Source organism: Nitrospina gracilis Nb-211, from assembly GCF_021845525.1.
GTDB lineage: Bacteria > Nitrospinota > Nitrospinia > Nitrospinales > Nitrospinaceae > Nitrospina > Nitrospina gracilis_A.
In genome coordinates this window covers 2,537,311-2,553,286 of sequence record NZ_JAKJKD010000001.1, presented here as the reverse complement: position 1 = coordinate 2,553,286, position 15,976 = coordinate 2,537,311, and the positions used below count along the sequence as shown (strand labels likewise).

The window sequence follows — 15,976 nt, the reverse complement described above, 5'->3', positions numbered from 1 at the left end:
CCGCCGTCACGGACCCGCGTCGAACACCTCCTTGATTCGGAACACCACCGGCCGATGCGTTTTCGGAATCGTCCACAGGTTGAGTTTTTTAGAGACGAAATCCGAGTACACCACCTTGAGGTGCGCCTCCAGCGCATCGCCTTCTTCGCTGACCACCACCCGTTCCAGCTCCACGAAGCTCGCGCCCGCACCGCGGTTGGAAAACCACAGCACCGTGTGGCGGGTGAAGTCGATGGGCGGCGGCTCGGGGATGAGCCAATTGAGCAGGCGCGGGAAATCGGACATCACGTTTTCCTGCAGTTCCCACAACTCGAGAAACGACTCGCGGGTGTACAGGACGCCCTTGTAGTGCACGTCGTCCTCCGGCAGGGGGCGCAGACCCAGCTCCGGCGGTACGTTGATGGATTGGAAGGGAAGGGATTCGGTATTGGCGGCGAAGGCGGCGGGAGCGTTGCAGAGCAGAGCCAGACCCAGCAGAACGAGAGCGAAACCTTTTAAGCGTTGTGCAAGAATGCGGAAATAAACGGCCCGGTTCGTGGCAGGAGCCCCGAGGAAAGGGATGCTATTGCGGACCCGGTTTGCGTTTCCGCGCCACCGTGCGGTTGCGTCCGGCATTTTTCGCGTCGTAGAGGCAGTCATCCGCTTCTTTGATGAAGGATTCCAGATCGCGGCTGGCATCGTCCACGCAACTGAGGCCGAAGCTCGCGGTCACGCTGACCGGCTGGCCTTTGTAGTCGAATTTGGTCGAGGCCAGTTTGGTGCGCAGTTTTTCGGCGAAGACGTAACCGTTTTCCAGATTGGTTTCCGGAAGGAGAAAGAAAAACTCCTCGCCACCCCAGCGGCAGATGTGGTCCATGCGCCGGCAACTGTTACGAAGGAGTTCGCCGACCTGCACCAGGATGTAGTCGCCGGCGTCGTGACCATACTGGTCGTTGATGCTTTTGAATTTGTCGATGTCCACGATGAGCAGGGTGAACGGGCGCTGGGTGCGTTCGAAACGCGCTTTTTCGTGAGCCAGCTTGTCGTTCAGGTCGCGGCGGTTGGGCAGGCCGGTGAGCGGATCGGTGCGCGTCGCCACCTCCAGCTTTTCCTTGAGTTGCAACAATTCGTGGATCAACTGCTTTTGCTTTTCCCGGTCGGCGACTTGCTGGTCGATGTTTTCGACGGTGGCGATGGTGATTTTGCCCGTGTCATCGAACAGGATCTGCGACCGGATCTTGACCCAGATCATGGTGCCGTTGGGACGGATCACCCGGCACTCGGTGTCGATCTCTTGCCCCTTGTCATTTCCCCGTCCCCATTTGCGGATGACATCTTCCTGGTCGCCGGGATGGATGCACTCCCACCACACCTCGCCCAGGCTTTCGGAAATGGTGCGCCCGGTGATGACTTCCCACGCCGGGTTGACGTAGGCGATGAGGTTGTCGGTGTCGGTCTGGAAAATCCCGATCGGCGAGGTCTGGCTCATTTCCCGGAACCGTTTCTCGCCCAGGCGCAGTTGGTTTTCCAGAATACTCCTTTTGGTCAGGTCCAAGGCGATGCCGATGATCTTTGCCGGCTTTCCGTTTTGCAATTGAGGAGACTCAAACATCTCCAGCCAGACGGGTTCGTGCTGTTTGTTGCTGAAGATGGTTTTGTAGTTGATGGCTTTGTGGGCGGATCCCGGTTTCAGCTGAATGCGTTGCTTGAAGGTTTCGTTGACGGGGTGGTTGGCAATGTAGTCGGGCCAGCGCTGCAGGAAGTCCTCCGGATCGTGGCCCAGCACGTCGGAAACTTTCTGGCTCACCGAAACCAAAGGGCCTTCCAGATCCCGGGTGTACAGGAAAAAAGGAAAAAGGCCATCGAACAGCTTGAAGAACAATTCAGGATGTTCCAGCAGGAACGTTTTCTCCTGAATGATCTGGTTCACCATATCCCGTTTCATTTCAACCCCCAGGTGCAAACTTCCGCCTGATCTCCCGGTTGGTGCAAAGGGAGGGGAGGCCCATTGCCTGCATGTCGGATGAGTTTAAGTAAAAATAGTGTAACATTAAATAATTCAACACTGAAAAAAAACTGCCCCAAAATTCGCTTTGCAATCCGGGCTTGGGAGAGGCAAGGGGGAGGGGGTCGAAATTTACGGTCCGGACGGGGGAGGGGCCGGGGCGGGGCTCAGGTCGCTTGGGCGCATGACCCAGATCTGGATGTTCAGGTTGTGGTGCTGGTTGGCCTTCTCCAGACGGGCCAGGTAACGAATGTCTCCGGGCTTTTTAAGAATGAGAACGACCCCCGGCCGCAAGCCGCTTTGCGCCGAATAAAACAGAGCCTGACCGATCGCTTCCGCCCACTTATGGCCGAAATCGAACTCGATGGCGTATTCGTCCGTGACGCAGTCGATGCGCGTTCGGTCGGCCTGCCGCACCTCCGACCGGCCCTGCGACGCGCCGCACCAGGCCTCGACAAAGTCCTTCTCCCGATAGGTCGAAGCCACCTGGTCTCCGGCGAATGCGGCCCACGGCCATATCAGAATTAGGATAAATCCAGATAAGTATGCGGAAATAAGTGGTCTTTTTTGGCTCATTTTAAATAAAACCCGATAAATCAAATGTCTGATATTTTTATTATAAGGCTGATTTTGCTGGCATTCGATCGAATTATGCGACTATTGAAAAATTTTTGGCATGGGCAAACTATGAGATTTTCGCGCTCTCCCTGGGACGCAGGGCGCTCGGTGGGAAGGCGGGTCGGATTCGGGGCCGATTTGAATAAAGAGAGCTTGCCCTGTATCAGAATATTTTTGCATTGCGTGGGGAGGACGGCGAATCCAAATTCTGGACTCCGCGCGTTCCTGTTCCTGCCAGTGAAAATCCCGGGAAGTAGTGAGAAAAAGGGTGAAATTGGGCGTGGTTGTGCTAGAGTTTCTCATTCTACGCCCGTATTGAAAAAATTTTGACAACAACCTTGTTTTGGTTATCATTCGTGGGCATTTCTGAGAACCAATTATAAATAAAGGAACAATTGGCGATGAAGATTGGCATTCCCAAAGAAGTTCATCCCGGCGAGAGGCGGGTGGCCACAACCCCGGAGGTGGTGGTCCAGCTGAAAAAGCTCGGGTTTGAAGTCGCGATTGAAGCCGGTGCCGGTGCCGAGGCGAAGTTTGCCGATGAAGCGTACAAGGAAGCCGGGGCCACTGTTCTGGAGGGTCCAAGGGCCGTTTGGGATCAGAGCGACATCATATTGAAAGTACGCGGGCCGGAGCACCATCCGGATTTGAAGGTGGATGAAGTGGATTTGACGCACGAGGGCCAGGTGCTCATTTCTTTCATCTGGCCGGCGCAGAACCAGGATTTGTTGAAACGGCTGGCCGCGAAAAAAGTCACGGTGATGGCGATGGACAGCGTGCCACGCATCAGCCGTGCGCAGAAGCTCGACGCTTTGAGTTCCATGGCCAACATTGCAGGGTACCGTGCGGTGGTGGAGGCGGCGCAGTTGTTTGGCCGGTTCTTCACCGGGCAGATCACCGCGGCGGGTAAGATCCCCCCGGCCAAGGTGCTGGTCATCGGCGCCGGTGTGGCGGGCCTTTCCGCCATCGGCGCGGCCAAGAGCATGGGCGCCATCGTGCGTTCGTTCGACACCCGCCCGGAAGTCAAGGAGCAGGTCGAGAGCATGGACGCGGAGTTCCTGATGCTCGACTTCGAGGAGGAAGGCTCCGGCGAAGGCGGTTACGCCAAGGTGATGAGTGAGGAGTTCATCCGGAAGGAAATGGAACTGTTCGCGGAACAGGCCAAGGAGGTGGACATCATCATCACCACCGCGCTGATTCCCGGCAAACCGGCGCCGAAGCTGATCGTCGCAGACACCGTGAAGCTGATGAAAAACGGCAGTGTCATAGTAGACCTCGCCGCCGAGCAGGGCGGCAACTGCGAGTTGACCGAGCCCGGCAAGGTGGCCAACGTCAGCGGCGTGTCCATCATCGGTTACCTGGACCTGCCGAGCCGCCTGGCGACGCAGGCCAGCCAGTTGTACGGCACCAACCTGCGTCACCTGCTCTCCGACATGTGCCCGGAGAAGGACGGCACCATCAATGTCAACATGGAGGACGAGGTCATCCGCGGCGTCACCGTGGTGAAGGAAGGCGAGATCACCTGGCCGCCGCCCGCACCGAAACTCTCCGCCGCTCCGCCCAAACCGAAAGAGGAAGCGGCCCCTCCCGTTAAGAAGGAAGCAAAAGAGCCTTCCGCCACGGGCATGATCATGACCTTTGTCATCGGCGGTTTGTTGCTGCTGGGGCTGGGCTCGGTGGCGCCGGCTTCGTTCATGGCGCATTTCACCGTGTTCGTGCTGGCGTGCTTTGTGGGCTACATGGTTATCTGGAATGTCACCGCCGCATTGCACACGCCGCTCATGAGCGTCACCAACGCCATCAGCAGTATCATCATCATCGGCGCTCTGTTGCAGATAAGTTCGGGCGAAAAACTGATCATGTGGCTCGCCACCGCGGCGGTTCTGATCACGGCTATCAATATAGCAGGCGGATTTGCCGTAACGCGCCGCATGCTGGACATGTTCCGTAAATAGGAGGCGAAAAGATGAGTCAAGGTATCGTAACTGCCTCTTATATCGGGGCGACTATTTTATTCATTCTGGCACTGGGCGGGCTGAGTCATCAGGAAACCGCGCGGCGCGGCAACATCTTCGGCATCCTCGGCATGACGATCGCGTTGATCGTGACCATCGCCGGGGTCACCGCCAACATGGCCCTGCTGGTCGGCGGCCTTCTGATCGGCGGCACCATCGGCATCATCCTCGCCAAGCGCGTGCAGATGACGGAGATGCCGGAACTGGTTGCCATCCTGCACAGTCTCGTCGGTATGGCGGCGGTGCTGGTCGGTTACGCCAACTTCATGGATCCGGCCCAGCATTTTGAAGGCGTCGAGCAGTCCATCCACGACGTCGAAACCTATCTGGGCATCCTTATCGGCGCGATCACGTTTTCCGGATCGGTCATCGCCTGGGGCAAGCTGTGCGGCAAGATCACCGGCAACCCGATGTTGATTCCCGGGCGGCATTTGTTCAACCTCGGTTTGTTGATCGCCACCATCGTGCTCGGCAAAATGTTTGTCGACCAGTCGGCGGCCGGAAACGGATTGACGCCGTTGTTGATCATGACCGGCATCGCTCTTTTGTTCGGCATCCACATGGTCATGGCCATCGGCGGCGCGGACATGCCGGTCGTCGTGTCGATGCTCAACAGTTATTCCGGCTGGGCGGCTTCCGCCACCGGCTTCATGCTGAGCAACGACCTGCTGATCGTCACCGGCGCGCTGGTGGGCAGCAGCGGCGCCATTCTGAGTTACATCATGTGCCGTGCCATGAACCGCAAGTTCCTGTCGGTCATCGCCGGCGGATTCGGCACCACCACGGGCGCGCCTTCGGCCGCCGCCGGGGAGCAGGGCGAAATCCACGCACTGGAAGCGCCGGAAGTGGCCGAACTGCTCAGGGAATCGAAAGAGGTCATGATCATTCCGGGCTACGGAATGGCGGTGGCACAGGCACAGCACATCGTGCGCGAGATCACCAAAAATCTCCGCGACAAGAAAATCAATGTGCGGTTCGGCATCCATCCCGTTGCGGGGCGCATGCCGGGCCACATGAACGTTCTGCTCGCGGAAGCGCAGGTGCCGTACGACATCGTTTACGAGATGGACGAAATCAACGACGATTTCCCGGACGTGGACGTGTCGATCATCGTCGGCGCCAACGACATCGTCAATCCCTCCGCGCAGGACGACCCGAACAGCCCCATCGCCGGCATGCCGGTCATGGAATGCTGGAAGGGCAAGTACACCATCGTGCTCAAGCGCAGTATGGCGACCGGGTACGCGGGTGTGCAGAACCCGCTGTTCTTCAAGGAAAACACGCGCATGCTGTTTGGCGACGCGAAGAGCAGTCTGGACGCGGTGTACGCCGCCCTGCAGGACGGACATTAATTGATGTGCTCACCCTGCCGCCGGACCCGTCAGCGGTCCAGCGGCAGGGTGAAGACCGCATTGCCTTTCAACGACGTCACCACCGCCCGGTTGTGGCGAAAGTCGTAAGCCACCCCCGCAGGACTCAACACGTTTTCTCTCAGCACCTCCACTTCACTGTAATCCCGAATGCGGTAAACGCGCCCCCGCTCCACTTCTGTTACAATCAGATTGTTTTCCCGATCGAACGCCACACCGTACAAGCTTACGAAGGATCTGCCCAGAAGCGGATGAATCGTGCCGTCGCCCTGCACGCTTAGAAGCCGGCCCGTGTTGCGGCTGGCGACGACGAGAGTTTTGTGACGCGGGTCGTAGGCGAGGCCGGTGGGACCGGCCAGCCCTGGGCCTTGAGCGAACAGGGATATGCTGTTGCCTGCGGTGATGTCGATGCGGTAAATCACATTGCCGGGGGTGTCCGATACGTATAGAATTCCATCCGCCCCGGTGGCGAGCCCGGTGAGCGACCGCGCGCCCAGCCCGGAGAGGTCGATGGCGGTCTTCAGCTTGCCGGTTGCCAGATCGAATCCACGCACCGTGTCGATGTCGGCGGCGTACAACACGCCGTTCACGATGGCCAGACCTTTCGGCCCGTGCAGGGTGACGGCGTCTTTGCCTGCAGTGGGGAAGCGCGGGGCGATCACGTGGCCGTCGGCGTCGAGGCGGCGGATGAAGCCGTTGTTGTCTTTCAAATCCGGAGGACCGCCCGTGTTGGCGACGAACACGTGGCCGCTTTGGGGATCGACCGCCACTCCCGCCGGACCGTTCATTCCTGTGGCGACAAATGCGACAAGGGATGCGGGCAGAGCGACCAGAATCAGAAATGGCAAAACGAGGAATCGTTGCATCGGACCTGTAAGAAAAGGGGCGGACCACCGGGTGCGCTTCCTGTATCATGATAGGCGCACATGGCGAAACGGAACAACATTTATGTCGGCGTGTTTTTGCTGGGCCTGACGGGCGTCCTCATCGGCGTGGTGGTGCACAGCCCCATGCTGGCGGTGGTGGCCGGGGTTCTGGGCTCGATCATCGGCGGCTTCATCGGCTGGCTGGGAGGACGCTTCTACCTGATCACCATCTGCGTCGGCGTGCTGATCGGTACGTTCATCGGTTACCAGACCGGCGACCGCGACATCCTCATCATGGCCGCGGGGTCCGGCGCCGCCATCTCCGGGTTCGTCGCCAATTTCATCCAACTCTTTCGGCGCAAATGAATCATGAAAACGGCATCGCGTTTTCTAATGGCAGTGAGTGTGTGGCTTTGCCTCGCGGCAACGGCGTCGGCGGAGGAATTTAGCGATCCGTCGATGGTGCTCATCCCCGAAGGCGAGTTCGTCATGGGTTCCGGCAAGGCGGAGGACGAACCGCCGCACGCCGTCCACCTCTCGGCGTTTTACATCGACCGGCATGAAGTGACACAGATGCAGTTCGAGGCGGTGATGGACGACAATCCCTCGAACTTCGAATCGCCCAACCATCCGGTGGAACAGGTCACCTGGTACGAGGCGCGCGACTACTGTTTGCAGGTAGGCAAGCGCCTGCCCACGGAAGCGGAATGGGAAAAGGCGGCACGCGCCGGAATGACGACGGTTTATTACTGGGGCGACGCCATCGACGGCGATCACGCCTGGTACTGGGACAATTCCGGCAAGACCACGCATCCGGTGGGACAGAAGAAACCGAATCCTTACGGCCTCTATGACATGGCGGGCAATGTGTGGGAATGGGTGCTCGATAATTATTCGGACACGTATTACACGGAAAGCCCGAAGCGCGATCCGCAAGGCCCGTTCGACGGCAAGTATCGTTCGATCCGCGGCGGATCGTGGCGCGATCTCGAACAGACCCTGCGCGCCACACGCCGTAACTACGAGCTGGCGGCGGGCCGCTTCGACCACATCGGGTTCCGCTGTGTGCGTGAGGTGGAGTGAGGGCTGAGGTTCAGGTGTAGAGCGACGCGACGAAATCGCCGTAGCCGTTGTACTTCTGCGTGAGGCGCACTTCCTTGGTGCCGATCATCTCTTCTTTCGTCTGCGGCCAGCGCGGGTGCGGCACATGGGGATCGACGTTGGCCTCCCACCCGTACTCGAGCGGTTGCAGGGTGTTCCAGAAAGTGGAGGGCGCATAATCGACCACTTCAATCCGCTGAATCGACTTGATGCTTTTGAAACCGTACTTCCACGGCACCACCAGGCGGATCGGTGCGCCATGCTGTTTCGGCAGAGGGTGCCCGTAGATGCCGGTGGCGAGGATGGTCAGCTCGTTCATCGCTTCTTCCAGGGTGAGCGCTTCCGCATACGGCCACGGTTGCCAGAACGCGAACTGACCCTGCGCCAGAAACGGTTTGTGGAACGATTCGAAACGCACGTATGTCGCCCCCGATTGCGGCTCCACCTCATCCAGCAGGGCTTTCAACGGGAACCCCGTCCACGGCACCGCCATCGCCCACGCCTCGACACAACGCAGTCGGTAAAAGCGTTCCTCCAGGATGAACTTCTTTAAGAAGTCGTCGAAGTCGTAGGTCTTCGGTTTGTTGACGAGACCCGTCACCTCCACCTGCCAGGGCCGCGTCTGCAAGCGTTGCGCATGGTGATCGACGTCCTCCTTCACCTCGCTGAACTCGTAAAAGTTATTGTACGATGCGGCGATGGCCTCGGACGTCAGGCGGCGGTCGAGTTTGTACTTGGTGATGCGGTTGGCCGGGTACACGGTTTTTTCGAGATCGGTGAGGTTGATCTCCGGATGCGCGTCGATCACCTCCGGCGGCGGCGAGCACGCGGGAAGCGCCCCCGCGGCGAACAGCGAGGCCACGCCCATCGCTTTCAACACCTCGCGCCGGTTCATGTACACCGACTCCGGCGTGAGTTCCGCTTCCGGCATCTCCCAACCTCTGGGAATGTGGATGTTGCTCATGATTCCATAACCTTTTTATTTTTTTGGCACCCAGTCGTCGATGCCCTGCAGGTAGGGTTTCAATCCCTGGACGATGGGCAGGGCGATGACTTCCGGCACGTCGTAGCTGTGGTTTGCACACACCCATTTTTCGAGATCGTCGAAACGGTCGCGGCGCGTCTTGATGATCATCAGCACTTCCGGATCCACGTTCATCTTTCCGTCCCAGTGGTAGTATGACTTGATGGACGGGATCACGTTCACGCAGAAGGCGAGCTTCTCCGTCACCAGGCCGTTGGCCAGTTTCTCCGCTTCCTGTTCCGATCCTGCGGTGACGTACACGACCACATGCTCGTTCATACTGTCTCCGTCATAAAACGTATTTCAACAGCACGAATCCCAGCACCAAAAGAACGAAGAACGCGATGCTGAGCAGGTTGAAATAACGCTCGATGAATTCCTTGATGGACGGGCCGAACTTGTAAAGCAGTGCCGCTATGATGAAAAAGCGCGCCGCGCGGCTGACGAACGATGCGCCCACGAACACCGGAAAGTTGATCTGAAACGCTCCGGCGGCCAGCGTGAACACCTTGTAGGGCAGGGGGGTGAACCCCGCCGCGGCCACGGCCCAAGCGTTGTATTCCTGGTACCACCCTCCTATTTTATCGAATTGCGTCTGGAAATGATAGAACTCGACAATGCGGTTGCCCACCAGGTCCATGAACTGCCAGCCCAGAAGATAACCGAACATGCCGCCCAGCACCGAGGCGATGGAACACACCAGCGCGAAGCGGAACCATTTGAGCGGCACCGCCACCACCATGGCGATCAAAAGCACGTCCGGCGGAATGGGGAAGAACGAGGATTCGGCGAACGCCAGCACCGCCAGAGCCGGCACGGCGTGTTTGGTCGAGGACCAGTGCAGAACCCAGTCATACATTTTTCGAAGCATGGTGGACCTTGAATCGGGTCAATAAGGACGTAAAGGGTATCACAGCCCCTTGAAAAACTTAAAGCATATTGACGGGATCGACGTCGAGCGTGACCTTGCACTGTGTGCCCGGCGGTTTGGCAACGCTGTCGAGTCGCTTCACTTTTTTGAGGACGGATTGCAAAACGTCCGCATCCCGCGTGCGGAAGATGAAGTGCCAGCGGAACTGGTCGTGCAGACGGTACAACGCGGCGCGGGCGGGTCCAAGCAACTCCACGCTTTCCGCCTCGCGGACCAGCGGTGCGAACTCGGCCTGCAAACGTGCGGTGTACGCCTCGCCTTCTTTTTCGCTCGGATGTTCAACGAGAAGCGACGCGAGTTGCGAAAACGGGGGATAGTGCAGGCGTTGCCTTAAAGCGAGTTCTTTTTCATAAAAGCCGTCGTAGTCGTGTGATGCGACGTAGTCGTAAACATAGTGATCCGGGTTGTGCGCCTGGATGACGACGCGTCCCGGCACGGTGCCGCGTCCGGCGCGCCCCGCCACCTGGGTCAGCAGTTGAAACGTGCGTTCGCAGGAGCGGAAGTCCGGGATGTGCAGGGACAAATCGGCGTACACCACGCCGACCAGCGTGACACCGGGGAAGTCATGCCCCTTGGTGATCATCTGCGTGCCGATGAGGATGTCGATGCGGCCTTCCCGCATGTCGCGGTACATGGCCTCAAACGCCGAGCGTGTGCGGGTGGTGTCGCGGTCGAGCCGGGCGGTGCGCGCCGCGGGAAACAGGGAACGTGTTTCTTCCTCCAGCTTTTGCGTGCCGAAGCCGCTGAAGCGGATCACCTCGCCGCCGCACTCGACGCAGTGATCCGGCATGGTGCGCGTCAGGTTGCAGTAATGGCACAGCAGGAGGTTTGTGCGCGCGTGGAACGTGAGCGACACACTGCAATGCGGGCATTCGAACACAAACCCGCATTTGCGGCAGACGACGTAGTTGGCGGTGCCGCGCCGGTTGAGAAACAGGAACACCTGCTCGCCCAGGTCCATGCGTTCGAGGATGGCTTTCTTGAGTTCCAGCGAAAAGATGGAATAATTTTTGCGCTCGTCGCGTTCCTTCCTCATGTCCACCAGGTGGACGGTGGGCATGAGCCGTGTGCCGATGCGTTTCGGCAACGTGAGGTGATGGTATTCGCCGGAGGCGGCCTTGCAGCGTGATTCCATTGAAGGCGTCGCCGACCCCAGCAGAACCACCGCACCCGCCTTTCGAGCGCGGACGATGGCGGTCTCGCGCGCGTGGTAACGCGGGGTGGAATCCTGTTTGTACGAGCCGTCGTGTTCCTCGTCGATGATGATGATGCCGAGGTCGTTTAAAGGGGCGAACACCGCCGACCGCGCGCCGATGGCGATGCCCACCTCGCCCTGCCGGATTTTTTCCCATTCGAGATATCGCTCCACCGCCGACAGGCCGCTGTGCAGAATGGCGACGTTTTCGCCGAAGCGGCGGCGGAACAGGTACACCGTCTGCGGCGTCAGCGAAATCTCCGGCACCATCATGATCGCCGTGCGCCCGGCGTCGAGCGCCTGCTGGATGCATCGGATGTAAATTTCCGTTTTGCCGCTTCCCGTGACGCCCTGCAGTAAAAACGTGTGGCAGGTTTCAGAGTCGAGGGCGTCTTTCAATGTGCCGTACACCTGTTCCTGGTCCGGTGTGAACTGCAACGGACCGTCCAGCCCCTCGGTGGACAGATCGATTTCCTCTCCGCCATAACGTGACACCTGCACGCGACGTGTTTCGACCAACCCTTTCTTGCGCAGTTCGCGGAGCGGTCCGGCATGTTTGGGAAACCGCTTGGACAATTCCGTGACGGTGAGCTCCCCGTCTTTAAGAAGAGAGTGCAGTTCTTTCTGTTTCGGACTGCGGGCGAGAAGGGTTTCCGCGTCCGCGTGTTTCGCCGCGTCGCCGGTGAGTGCGGCGATGGTTTCGGTTTTGTACGGAACGGAGCTTTTGCGCAGGCGGGTTTCGGTGAGGATGAGGCCTTCCTGCTTGAGCATGGCCAGGGTGTGCGACTTGTAATTTTTTTTGAGCGCGTGGCGGATCTGTTTGCGCGAAAGCTGTTTGCGTTTTTGAATGAGTTGCAGGACCGCCGCCCCGGCGGGCGACACCTTTTTATTCTGCAATGCGGCTTCCCCCGCGGGCGACAACGAAAACAGTTCGTGCTCCTCGTCATCCAGGCCGGCGGGCAGGGCGGCGCGGATGGCCTCGCCCCAGCCCGCATGGTATCGGTCCGCAATCCAGCGGGTGAGATCAAGCAGGTCCTGCGAGATCACCGGCAGGGAGTCGGGCGCGTCCTCGATGTCTTTCAGCCGGATCGACGCATCGCACGTGTCGGCGAGCGCCACGACGTATCCTGTGATCTTCCGTGGACCGAACGGCGCGAGCACGCGCATCCCCACCTGCACGCGGCCCTGCAAGGCGGGCGGGATGCGGTAGGTGAAGGCATCGGCAAGCGGCAGATTGAAAACCACCTGGGCGTAGGCTGGGGAGGTCATGGGCGATTCACATGGATTGATTGCGGCAAGCCTGGCGGGCGCTGCCGCCGGTTCCGCAAAGTGTACCAGAGTTGCGGACGGATCACACCGCCTTCAGGCGCCATTCATTATGGAATTGACACCTCTGGTGAATTCCACTAGTCTTTTCTTTTTCAAAAAACCCGTTTGCGTGAATCATACGCGGGGCGGCAGCGCCCGAGGAGGTTGCATGAAGGTCGGAGATAAAATCAAATTCGATTTTGCCGGGAAAAAGAAAGACGCCGTGGTGCACAGGTTGAATGAGAATACCGTGCATCTGAAAGTGGACTTCGACAAGGACCCCGGAAAGATCGTGAAACGGAAGCTCAGCCAGATCGACGGCGGCAAGGGCAAGAAAGAGAAAAAAAGCAAAAAATAACCCGTTGGAGACTTCCTCCAACGGGTCTTCCACAAATTCCTTCCTGAAGTCATTATCGGGGCCATCCGGCCCCGCAAAGTTTCAGAAATAAATTTTAACGTTGGCTTCCTGCTTCAACGATTCCAGGTAGGGGCGCGTCTGCTTTTTCAGTTCCTGCTCCAGCAGGATTTTGCGGATGGTGTCGCGGCTGTTTTCCGGCGTGGCCTGAAACCCTTTCTCAACGTCCGTCACCTTCAAAATCTGCAAGCCGTGCCCGGTTTTGAAGATGCCGCTGACCTCACCCTTGCCCAGCTTGAACGCCTGTTCGCGGAACGGCGCAAACATGTGCCCGCCCTGCGTGAACCATCCCAGATCCCCGCCGCGGCTGGCCAGCGAATCCTCAGAATAGATTTTGGCCATGGTGGCGAAATCCTTTCCGCTTTTCAACTGGCTCAGGATGTCCTCCAGTTTTTCGCGTGCCTTCAGTGCCCCCGCCGAACCGGATTGAGGATCGACTTTAATGAGAATGACACTGGCCTTGCGTTTTTCCGGTTTGCTCAGGTTGTCCTTGTTTTTCTGAAAATAATCCAGAATGGCGCTTTCCGGAATGTTGATCTTGCCGCTCAGTTCTTTTTCCAGCACCGCGTCCATCAACAGGTCGTCGCGCAGTTTGGCGCGGTACTGGTCCATGGTCAGGTTGCGGAGTTTGAGTTGTTTCTTGAACAAATCGTCGCTCTTGAAGGTGCTTTTGATGGAGTTCACCTTTTCATCGACCTGTTGGTCGGTGATGGAAACGCCGAGGACCTTCGCTTTTTCCAGGAGGAGACTGCGGTGGATTTCCTCTTCCAGCAGTTTTTTGGCGGCGACTTTCTGTTGTTGCGGCGAAAGTGCCATGCCCCGCTCTTTATAACGCTCCACGTTTTTGACCAGCATGGGCATGATGGAACTTTTGGGAATGTCCCTGCCGTCCACCTGCGCCAGCACATCGGGAAGGGTGATGCTGAGACCGCTGCCGTGATCGTGGCCGGTATGGGAATGTGCCGGCACGGCCCCTGAGGAAAACCAAACCAGGGCGGCGACGGCGGGAATGAGAAACAGAAACCGTTTTGCTGAAATCATGAAAAAACCCCGCATGCACTTGATTGAATAGGGTGCGAACCCCTTTGAGTGAATGTAAAAAACTTACTGCGCGGCGTGGTGAATTGTCAACCGAATTGTTCCCATGCGGATCCGGCGCAACCCTTACGGATTACTGGACGGGCAGGACGGTGCGGAATCCGTAGATCATGTTTTTCGTGGCGGGGAAGTTGCGTCCGCGCCGCACCAGGCGGGCGCCGTCGATGGTGTTGATCCACGATCCGCCGCGCACGACTTTCATTTTGGTCGGTTCCGGTCCTTCCGGGTTCAGCTCCGGACTTTTACGGTAGTAATCGTCCTCGTACCAGTCGAGGCACCATTCCCAGACGTTGCCTGCCATGTTGAACACACCGAAGGGGCTGATGCCCGCGGGATAATCATTTACCGGCGCGGTGTGGCGGTATTTGTCTTCCACGCCGAACACGTTGACAAAATACAGGACGAATCCTTTGGCCCACTTGTCGCCCCAGGGGTAGAGACGCGTGTCGTTGCCGCGCGCGGCCTTTTCCCATTCCGCTTCGGTCGGCAGGCGGCGTCCTTTCCAGCGGGCGTAAGCCATGGCGTCGAACCAGCTCACGCCGACCACCGGGTGGTTCGGGCGGTTGAAGCGTTCGTCTTCCCAGTAAAGCGGTTTGGAGTGTCCCGTGTCTTCGACGAATTTCATGTATTCGGCGTTGCTGACTTCATAGCGATCGATGAAGTACGCGGAGGTGTACACGTGGTGTTGCGGGCCTTCCTCGGAGGCGCTGCCGGAGTTGATGCCCATCGGGAAGTATCCTTCCGGAATGTACACCATGCCTTCCGGCGCTTCGGGCGGTGTTTCGGCACGCACGTCGCCCGCACTGGGAGCTAACAGGGTCAGAAACAGAAAAAGGGAAGTGGGGAGAAGGGCAAACCGTGTTCGGTTCATGGAGCGTCGAAGAAGCCGATGTAGGTGACCAGGTTTTTTTCCGGCTCGATCCTGAATTCCTTGTCGATATCCTCGATTTCAATCCACTTGTAATGGCCGTTCCAGCAGTTGAGCGAAAGGACTGTGTTGCCGTACCAGTCCGTGCACTGGTTCAGAAAGATCGGCGCCTTGCAACGATTGCAATGCCCGTGGATTTTCATCGAATCTTGGCTTGTGAACATGAGGATACCGATTCACCTAAGTGTCCCGTAGTTGTGGATCAGGACTAAATGATATGTCCAAAAAGTAAAACTCTGCAAGGAATTTTTGACAAAAAACATTTTTATGGAGTGACATGTTTGCGTGTTTGTCAAGCGCTTTATTTTTTGATGTCCGTTCGGGGACATGGTTGGCGGGCCGCTTTCCATGCGGAAAAGCGGGGCCTGCCTGTGTGCAGGAGGCGGCGGGTTCTTTCACGGAATTTCAATGTTTGCGGTGTCGGGGGAATGCGGATATCCGGCTTCTTTCAACAGACGGCATACCGCTTCCACCGGCAGGCCGACGATGTTGGTCCACGAGCCGGACCAGGCTTCCACCAGCTTTGCCCCTTCTCCCTGGATGGCGTACGCGCCGGCCTTGTCCATGGGTTCGCCGCCTTCGATGTAACGGCGGATCGTCTCGTTGTCCAGTTTCCTGATGCGCACGGTGGAGACCTCCGCATGCCCCGAATGCACGCCTTCGGGATCGACCAGTGCCACGCCGGTGATCACCTGGTGCGCGCGTCCACTCAGGGCGGTTAACATGGCTTCCGCTTCTTGCGCGTTTTGCGGTTTGCCGAGCAGGGTGCTGTCCAGCACCACGATGGTGTCCGCGCCCAGCACGAAATTGCCGGGATGTTTGCGCGCCACATGGGCCGCCTTCTGGTGCGCGAGAGCGAGCGCGTTTTCTTCCGGCGCCTGGGCGCCGTCAGTCACCTCGTCCACGGAAGCCGGGATGATCTCGAACTTCAGCTCCATTTTGTGGAGGAGATCGATGCGCCGGGGCGACTGCGAGGCGAGGATCAGTTTTGGAGTGGAGGTGGACATGGTTCCCCTTCTGGAAATTTCAGGTCAGATAATTTAGTATAGGTGCAATTCGACAATCAACTGGAATCCCGATGGCGGGATTCGTTATTTTATCTTTGTATCAAGTTTTTTGGGGG

18 protein-coding genes are annotated in these 15,976 nt (G+C 58.3%); 6 read left to right on the top strand and 12 right to left on the bottom strand.

Annotated elements, in window-relative coordinates:
• Window positions 1–6 precede the first annotated feature (6 nt).
• The 3 genes from J2S31_RS12045 to J2S31_RS12035 all read right to left on the bottom strand — a co-directional run bounded on the left by J2S31_RS12045 (window position 7) and on the right by J2S31_RS12035 (window position 2,470).
• On the bottom strand, window positions 7–615 hold the full coding sequence (locus J2S31_RS12045) for a hypothetical protein (RefSeq protein WP_237099339.1): 609 nt from the start codon (window positions 613–615) through the stop codon (window positions 7–9).
• Window positions 563–1,924, bottom strand: coding sequence for a sensor domain-containing diguanylate cyclase (locus J2S31_RS12040; RefSeq protein WP_237099338.1), 1,362 nt, complete (start codon window positions 1,922–1,924; stop codon window positions 563–565). The genes J2S31_RS12045 and J2S31_RS12040 overlap by 53 nt, the downstream gene beginning before the upstream one ends.
• Before the next feature lie 192 nt (window positions 1,925–2,116).
• Window positions 2,117–2,470, bottom strand: a complete 354-nt coding sequence (locus tag J2S31_RS12035; protein ID WP_237099337.1) for a hypothetical protein — start codon at window positions 2,468–2,470, stop codon at window positions 2,117–2,119.
• Between the two features lie 533 nt (window positions 2,471–3,003).
• Between J2S31_RS12035 and J2S31_RS12030 the strand changes: the two genes are divergently transcribed.
• Window positions 3,004–4,557 (top strand): Re/Si-specific NAD(P)(+) transhydrogenase subunit alpha, encoded by a 1,554-nt coding sequence (locus J2S31_RS12030; RefSeq protein WP_237099336.1) that lies wholly within the window; start codon window positions 3,004–3,006, stop codon window positions 4,555–4,557.
• A gap of 11 nt (window positions 4,558–4,568) precedes the next feature.
• Entirely contained in the window at window positions 4,569–5,969 is a 1,401-nt protein-coding gene (pntB, locus tag J2S31_RS12025; RefSeq protein WP_237099335.1) for a Re/Si-specific NAD(P)(+) transhydrogenase subunit beta, read from the top strand.
• A 29-nt stretch (window positions 5,970–5,998) separates the two neighbouring features.
• Here pntB and J2S31_RS12020 read toward each other — a convergent pair whose 3' ends face one another.
• Window positions 5,999–6,649, bottom strand: a complete 651-nt coding sequence (locus tag J2S31_RS12020) for a hypothetical protein (protein ID WP_371831634.1) — start codon at window positions 6,647–6,649, stop codon at window positions 5,999–6,001.
• Here J2S31_RS12020 and J2S31_RS14755 point away from each other — a divergent pair.
• The 3 genes from J2S31_RS14755 to J2S31_RS12010 are packed head-to-tail and all read left to right on the top strand — an operon-like array spanning window position 6,599 to window position 7,936.
• A complete protein-coding gene (locus J2S31_RS14755; RefSeq protein ID WP_371831633.1) occupies window positions 6,599–6,904 on the top strand; it encodes a hypothetical protein in 306 nt (101 codons plus the stop codon). The genes J2S31_RS12020 and J2S31_RS14755 overlap by 51 nt on opposite strands.
• Window positions 6,905–6,913: 9 nt before the next feature.
• Window positions 6,914–7,219 (top strand): hypothetical protein, encoded by a 306-nt coding sequence (locus tag J2S31_RS12015; RefSeq protein ID WP_237099333.1) that lies wholly within the window; start codon window positions 6,914–6,916, stop codon window positions 7,217–7,219.
• Between the two features lie 3 nt (window positions 7,220–7,222).
• A complete protein-coding gene (locus J2S31_RS12010; RefSeq protein ID WP_237099332.1) occupies window positions 7,223–7,936 on the top strand; it encodes a formylglycine-generating enzyme family protein in 714 nt (237 codons plus the stop codon).
• A gap of 10 nt (window positions 7,937–7,946) precedes the next feature.
• Here J2S31_RS12010 and msrP read toward each other — a convergent pair whose 3' ends face one another.
• From msrP to priA, 4 genes are read right to left on the bottom strand one after another with little or no spacing between them, the layout of a single operon-like run.
• Window positions 7,947–8,918 carry a protein-methionine-sulfoxide reductase catalytic subunit MsrP gene (gene msrP / locus J2S31_RS12005; protein WP_237099331.1) on the bottom strand — a complete coding sequence of 324 codons (972 nt, stop codon included), beginning with the start codon at window positions 8,916–8,918 and terminating at the stop codon, window positions 7,947–7,949.
• A gap of 15 nt (window positions 8,919–8,933) precedes the next feature.
• Window positions 8,934–9,257, bottom strand: a complete 324-nt coding sequence (cutA, locus tag J2S31_RS12000) for a divalent-cation tolerance protein CutA (RefSeq protein ID WP_237099330.1) — start codon at window positions 9,255–9,257, stop codon at window positions 8,934–8,936.
• A gap of 10 nt (window positions 9,258–9,267) precedes the next feature.
• Entirely contained in the window at window positions 9,268–9,849 is a 582-nt protein-coding gene (locus J2S31_RS11995; protein ID WP_237099329.1) for a YqaA family protein, read from the bottom strand.
• A 58-nt stretch (window positions 9,850–9,907) separates the two neighbouring features.
• Window positions 9,908–12,373 carry a primosomal protein N' gene (priA, locus tag J2S31_RS11990; RefSeq protein WP_237099328.1) on the bottom strand — a complete coding sequence of 822 codons (2,466 nt, stop codon included), beginning with the start codon at window positions 12,371–12,373 and terminating at the stop codon, window positions 9,908–9,910.
• A 208-nt stretch (window positions 12,374–12,581) separates the two neighbouring features.
• Here priA and J2S31_RS11985 point away from each other — a divergent pair, with 208 nt between their 5' ends.
• The gene (locus J2S31_RS11985; RefSeq protein ID WP_237099327.1) at window positions 12,582–12,770 is read left to right on the top strand and encodes a hypothetical protein; all 189 of its coding nucleotides are present in this window, start codon (window positions 12,582–12,584) and stop codon (window positions 12,768–12,770) included.
• Window positions 12,771–12,851: 81 nt separating this feature from the next.
• Here J2S31_RS11985 and J2S31_RS11980 read toward each other — a convergent pair whose 3' ends face one another.
• From J2S31_RS11980 to J2S31_RS11965, 4 genes are all read right to left on the bottom strand, one after another.
• Window positions 12,852–13,868 carry a peptidylprolyl isomerase gene (locus J2S31_RS11980; RefSeq protein WP_237099326.1) on the bottom strand — a complete coding sequence of 339 codons (1,017 nt, stop codon included), beginning with the start codon at window positions 13,866–13,868 and terminating at the stop codon, window positions 12,852–12,854.
• 130 nt (window positions 13,869–13,998) lie between these two features.
• Window positions 13,999–14,796, bottom strand: coding sequence for a formylglycine-generating enzyme family protein (locus J2S31_RS11975; RefSeq protein WP_237099325.1), 798 nt, complete (start codon window positions 14,794–14,796; stop codon window positions 13,999–14,001).
• Complete coding sequence (locus J2S31_RS11970) at window positions 14,793–15,017, bottom strand: hypothetical protein (RefSeq protein WP_237099324.1); 225 nt, start codon at window positions 15,015–15,017, stop codon at window positions 14,793–14,795. The genes J2S31_RS11975 and J2S31_RS11970 overlap by 4 nt, the downstream gene beginning before the upstream one ends.
• Window positions 15,018–15,248: 231 nt before the next feature.
• A complete protein-coding gene (locus tag J2S31_RS11965; protein WP_237099323.1) occupies window positions 15,249–15,860 on the bottom strand; it encodes a Maf family protein in 612 nt (203 codons plus the stop codon).
• Window positions 15,861–15,976: the final 116 nt, after the last annotated feature.

Bases quoted from the DNA above. Each gene is read 5' to 3' on its own strand.
- cutA (WP_237099330.1), bottom strand. From the start codon at position 9,257: ATGAACGAGCATGTGGTCGTGTACGTCACCGCAGGATCGGAACAGGAA.
- msrP (WP_237099331.1), bottom strand. From the start codon at position 8,918: ATGAGCAACATCCACATTCCCAGAGGTTGGGAGATGCCGGAAGCGGAA.
- J2S31_RS11970 (WP_237099324.1), bottom strand. From the start codon at position 15,017: ATGTTCACAAGCCAAGATTCGATGAAAATCCACGGGCATTGCAATCGT.
- J2S31_RS12030 (WP_237099336.1), top strand. From the start codon at position 3,004: ATGAAGATTGGCATTCCCAAAGAAGTTCATCCCGGCGAGAGGCGGGTG.
- pntB (WP_237099335.1), top strand. From the start codon at position 4,569: ATGAGTCAAGGTATCGTAACTGCCTCTTATATCGGGGCGACTATTTTA.
- J2S31_RS11980 (WP_237099326.1), bottom strand. From the start codon at position 13,868: ATGATTTCAGCAAAACGGTTTCTGTTTCTCATTCCCGCCGTCGCCGCC.
- J2S31_RS11965 (WP_237099323.1), bottom strand. From the start codon at position 15,860: ATGTCCACCTCCACTCCAAAACTGATCCTCGCCTCGCAGTCGCCCCGG.
- priA (WP_237099328.1), bottom strand. From the start codon at position 12,373: ATGACCTCCCCAGCCTACGCCCAGGTGGTTTTCAATCTGCCGCTTGCC.
- J2S31_RS12015 (WP_237099333.1), top strand. From the start codon at position 6,914: ATGGCGAAACGGAACAACATTTATGTCGGCGTGTTTTTGCTGGGCCTG.
- J2S31_RS12040 (WP_237099338.1), bottom strand. From the start codon at position 1,924: ATGAAACGGGATATGGTGAACCAGATCATTCAGGAGAAAACGTTCCTG.
- J2S31_RS11975 (WP_237099325.1), bottom strand. From the start codon at position 14,796: ATGAACCGAACACGGTTTGCCCTTCTCCCCACTTCCCTTTTTCTGTTT.
- J2S31_RS12045 (WP_237099339.1), bottom strand. From the start codon at position 615: ATGCCGGACGCAACCGCACGGTGGCGCGGAAACGCAAACCGGGTCCGC.
- J2S31_RS11995 (WP_237099329.1), bottom strand. From the start codon at position 9,849: ATGCTTCGAAAAATGTATGACTGGGTTCTGCACTGGTCCTCGACCAAA.
- J2S31_RS11985 (WP_237099327.1), top strand. From the start codon at position 12,582: ATGAAGGTCGGAGATAAAATCAAATTCGATTTTGCCGGGAAAAAGAAA.
- J2S31_RS12010 (WP_237099332.1), top strand. From the start codon at position 7,223: ATGAAAACGGCATCGCGTTTTCTAATGGCAGTGAGTGTGTGGCTTTGC.